The organism is Vibrio sp. OPT46, assembly GCF_015163535.1.
Lineage (GTDB): Bacteria > Pseudomonadota > Gammaproteobacteria > Enterobacterales > Vibrionaceae > Vibrio > Vibrio alginolyticus.
Genome location: NZ_JADDYG010000560.1, coordinates 16,616 through 21,251, shown reverse-complemented (window position 1 = coordinate 21,251; position 4,636 = coordinate 16,616). Strand labels below are relative to the sequence as shown.

General features: G+C 41.9%; 2 protein-coding genes. One reads left to right on the top strand and one right to left on the bottom strand.

Going from position 1 to position 4,636, the window contains the following annotated elements:
* Positions 1-394 precede the first annotated feature (394 nt).
* Positions 395-3,436, top strand: coding sequence for a hypothetical protein (locus tag IQR33_RS22695; protein ID WP_053303256.1), 3,042 nt, complete (start codon positions 395-397; stop codon positions 3,434-3,436).
* Between the two features lie 68 nt (positions 3,437-3,504).
* Here IQR33_RS22695 and tesB read toward each other — a convergent pair whose 3' ends face one another.
* Positions 3,505-4,365 (bottom strand): acyl-CoA thioesterase II, encoded by an 861-nt coding sequence (gene tesB / locus IQR33_RS22690; RefSeq protein WP_005378575.1) that lies wholly within the window; start codon positions 4,363-4,365, stop codon positions 3,505-3,507.
* Positions 4,366-4,636 lie beyond the last annotated feature (271 nt).

Genomic DNA, 4,636 nt, shown 5'->3' with positions numbered 1-4,636 from the left:
GTAGTTTGATTATGCTTTTAAAACTATTTCCTACCAGATTTTTATAAATATAAACGATATTTATTCTCTCTTCTATTTTTCATTAACCATTTGTTTTTGCAGTCCATTAATCCTATACATCATAACGAAAGAAAAAATAACGCAATTTTTTCTCTTTCTTTTTCATGTTTTATTTTATTGAATATTAATTTTTACTAAATTAATGGAAGAGTTTGATTTAAACGTTTGCTTTTTGTGTTTTCATGTAATTTGGTCGCTATTTTTGATTATTTGTTTTTAGGATTAATACAGTAGCAATTACTTAAGTAATAAAGTACTCAAAAATGGGGATAGTGATTAATAAAACATCGTATTATTATCGCCCCATCTTGTATGTAACAAAGTATTACTAAAAATGAACAGAAATTACTATTTGCTTTTTCTCGCAGCTTTACTTGCTGGCTGTGGCGGTGGGGGAGACTCTAAGCCGAACAATACGAAGACACCAACTACGATAACAAAGCAGAACCGTCCGCAATTAAAAGTGGAAGACACGGTATTGAAGTTTGAAGGAGTGGGAACGGTTACTGAAGCAAAACTGAGCAATGTACATGGGTCGGTATCTTACCAAGTCATTGATTCTAATCCGCCAAATGTCGTGAAAATTAATGACTCAGGAATACTACAAATTCTGCGCCCAGGAACGGCGACTATTCTTGCTACAGATAGTAGCTCTGCTTATGAATCTTCTGAAGCAAGATTTTCTGTGACTGTAGAGCGAGGTATCAATACTGAACTTTCAGTGAGTGATCTGAATTTCAATGCGATTGAGTCAGAAGGAAAAGCGTTGATCGTCCGTGGCCAAAAAGGCGAACTGAGTTATGAGGTAGAAAGTGGTCATAACTTGATTCGTGTTGATGAGAACGGGTCGGTATATTCATTAGGTTCAGTTGGTCAGGCATCGGTGCTGATTACTGATTCAGGTAACGACTTTTACTTGCCGAAACAAGTTCGCGCTACGGTTAAACTGCATGCAGTAGCTCCGGGGCAATTACAGTTCGCTTTGCTTGAAGACGAGTATCGAGAAGGGTTGACGTTAGAACCAGTGCGTCTAGATAAAGCTCAAACGCAACGTATTTCTTACAAAATCATAAATAGCGTACCAGACAGCAAGGTGGCCGAGTTGCTAGACCCTGAAACGGGTTTGCTTCTTGTTCATAATGTTGGGCGATTAACGGTTGAAGCGACTGCAACTTACAGCGACGCGTTTCTAGATAAACAGCAAACAGCGCAATTTTTTGTGGATGTAAAACAAGGCAAGCGTCAAGAAATCAGCGCAGCGGATATTGTCACAACTTATGAGGAAGGTGGACGAATTTTCCCTAAGGTGACGAACGCCTACGGTGACTATGAGCTGAGAATCATTCGTGGTGAAGACGTTGTTGCTAAAACAGAAAATGGTGAAGCATTACTGATCAAAGGTGTTGGTGCTGCTGAAGTGGAAATTTACGAGCATGACATGCGTAATTATCCTGCAAGCAAAACTCGTTTTGATCTTGAAGTTAATCGCGCGCCTCATCCAGTTATAAAAGACATTGAAATGCCGCTTACTTATCAACCAAATCTTTCAATCCCTCTGGCGTTTAAAGGGCAAAAAGGTAACGTAAATCTAGTTAGCAGCTTACCTAATGGCTTACGAATGACTGACGGCAAGTTGGAGGTAGTGACTGCGGGTGAGTACGACCTTAAGTTTGAAGACGATGGTGGGGAGTTCTACCAACCTATTCAATTTAATGTCGTCATCAAAGTTGCAAAGGCTGAAGGCCAACCGATGGCAACGCACGATTATGACGTTGTATACAGCAACAAATACAGTTTTGATCTTCACCGTGATTTTGGTTTGAGTGCTGACGAGCAAATTGAGATTGTAGATAACACCGCACCAGATGTTGTCGGTGGTTTTAGTGAAGGACGTCTCCATGTGTATAAAGCGGGTAAAGCGACGCTAACTGTGCGCAGAAAAGAGAGCGCGAATTATACCGTTGGTCCTGATCAAAAAGTCTACGTGACAATTTTGAGCGCGCCGAGCCGAATTGAAGTTCAATCCGATGTGGAAGAGATTTGGAAGGTTGGCCAAACATTTGTTGCGCCGAAAATCTCTGGTACGGTTGGGGAAGTTACGTACCGATTTGCAGACAACGCAGCAATAGATGTGGTTTCCTTAAACAGCCAAACGGGTGCCATGCAAATTCTTAACGCGGGTAGCACAAAAATTATTGTTTCGGATGCGGGGGACGACAAAGTGGATCCGGGTGAAAGTAGTTTCTCGGTCACGATTAAACAAGGCACAAACCCGGTATCGGTTACTTACCCAACGGTAGAATTCTCCGCTGGTAGTGTTATCTCACCAGTGATGAGTGGTGGGATTGCGAAGGCAAGTTACCGTCTTATTAACCAAAAAGACCCTGTGGTCGAGCTAGTTTCTCCTGATACAGGGCGTTTGAAAATCCTGCATGCAGGCACGTACCAATTAGAGGTTACCCTTACTGGGCGCAACTACAAAGCTAAAACAATCGTCGTAAATGGCACTATTAACAAAGCGAATCACCCTGGTTTAAGTGCTTCTACAATGAAGGTGGAATTTGAACCATTTAAAAAGGTTAAGCTAGACTTTGGTACACCAATAGGAAACCGCAGCTATCAAATATCCAGCTCAACAATTAAAGGAGTCGCTTCATTAGATGTTGATAAGGAAGAGCTGACGTTACTTGATCTCCCGCCAGTAAAAAGACGTTGGATTTCTCTCGACATTTCGGAAGGAGAATCTCGAGATTACAAAGCGTTGGAAAGTAAGAAAGTCCAGCTGTATCTAAGCTTTGCAGATGAAGGTGTTGCGGATCAATATACATTGCTTGAAACTGAACAAACAGTATTGTTTAGCACGCTAAATGCACGTGAGTTTTCTAACTTAGAAGAAAGTGAGTTTGGTTTGATGAACGTTCGTTCAGTGCGTGAGCCAACGGACGAAGAATTGAAATTATACGGCAAAGGTAAGATTGCACTACTTGCATTCAAGCCGGTGGGTAACGATGACCCAACTCTAATAAAAGGAGCGTGGGTACACTTAGCTCGATTTGATGGATGTACATCAGAGCTGTTCGAAGATGATCTCAAGCCTTTTGAAGCAATTGACTATGATGACCCAGGATACTGCACCAGCGGCAGCACGATTCGTATGACTCGGTTCTTAATAATTGATGACTCGAAGATGGAAAAGGTAGAGTATGAGTTAGTAGCACCTGTGATTACTTACCGTCGTGGGGTTCGTGAATTTTTAGCAACGAATAAAGGTGGATTCTATGCCGACCCAAATGTCATTTACGGGAAAGGCGAATATGGTTACCCGAAATCACTTTACGAATGGTCGGTTGTTAACATGAAGTATCAACCAAATTAATCATCGTTTGATACCCATTAAAAAAGGAGTGCGGAACAGCACTCCTTTTTTCGTCTAGCGAACACGAGCTATTTCGTGTAGCGCATCACCCCTTCTTGCACGGCGGTCGCCACTAAGTGACCTTGCTGGTTGTATATTTCGCCACGGACCAACCCACGAGTATTGCTCGCCGTTGGGCTCTCTATCGCATATAGAAGCCATTCATCCATCTTAAACGGGCGATGGAACCAGATAGAGTGGTCAATGGTGGCCACTTGAAAGTTAGGCGTCATTAATGAGACTTCATGTGGATGCATTGCTGTTACAAGGAATCCCCAATCGGATGCGTAGGCCAGAAGGTACTGGTGAATTAGCTGATTCTCTGGCATTTCACCATTAGCACGAATCCAAAGGTACTGTTTGGGTTCTGCTTTTTTGGGCTTCAAAGGGTTGATAACCGTAACGGGGCGAGTTTCGATTGGCTTTTCCCCGCAAAATGTTTTGCGTAAGCGTTTGGGTAGAAATTCTGCAATATGGCTTGCGAGCTCACTCTCTGAGGCAAAGTTTTCTGGACCAGGGATATCTGGCATTTCTTTTTGATGATCAAACCCAGGTTGATCGCCATGGTAGGATGCGGTTAGGTAAAAAATAGGGCGTCCATTTTGAATTGCCTTTACGCGTCTAGTGCTAAAGCTACGGCCATCTCTCAGATTTTCTACATCATAAATAATAGGTTTTTCTGGATCGCCAGGGTACAAAAAATAGCTATGGAAGGAGTGTACCGTGCGTGTTTCTTCAACGGTGTAGCGCGCAGCAGAAAGCGCTTGCCCAATTACTTGACCGCCATAAACTTGAGGCAAACCTAGGTTTTCACTTTGGCCACGAAACAAGCCTTCTTCTAATTTTTCGAGTTGTAGTAGGCTGAGCAATTCTCGTAGTGGTTTACTCATTGTGTCTCCTCACCGTTGTCTTTCATTCCAAGTTACCTCAACAGCCTCACTCTTGTGAAGTGGCATAGTTAAGAACTATTGAGTAACTTAGAAATAGTATTGTTCCAATTATGAAACAAAATCAATTGTTTGATAAATTCTAACTCAGTCAAACTATTGTCAAATAAAGTGACAGGAAGCAGACAGTTTTATATTCCAGACCTATAATTGCTTCGGTTTAATACTCTTTTCGAGGAATATATGAAAAAAACACTACTACTTGTTACTTCTG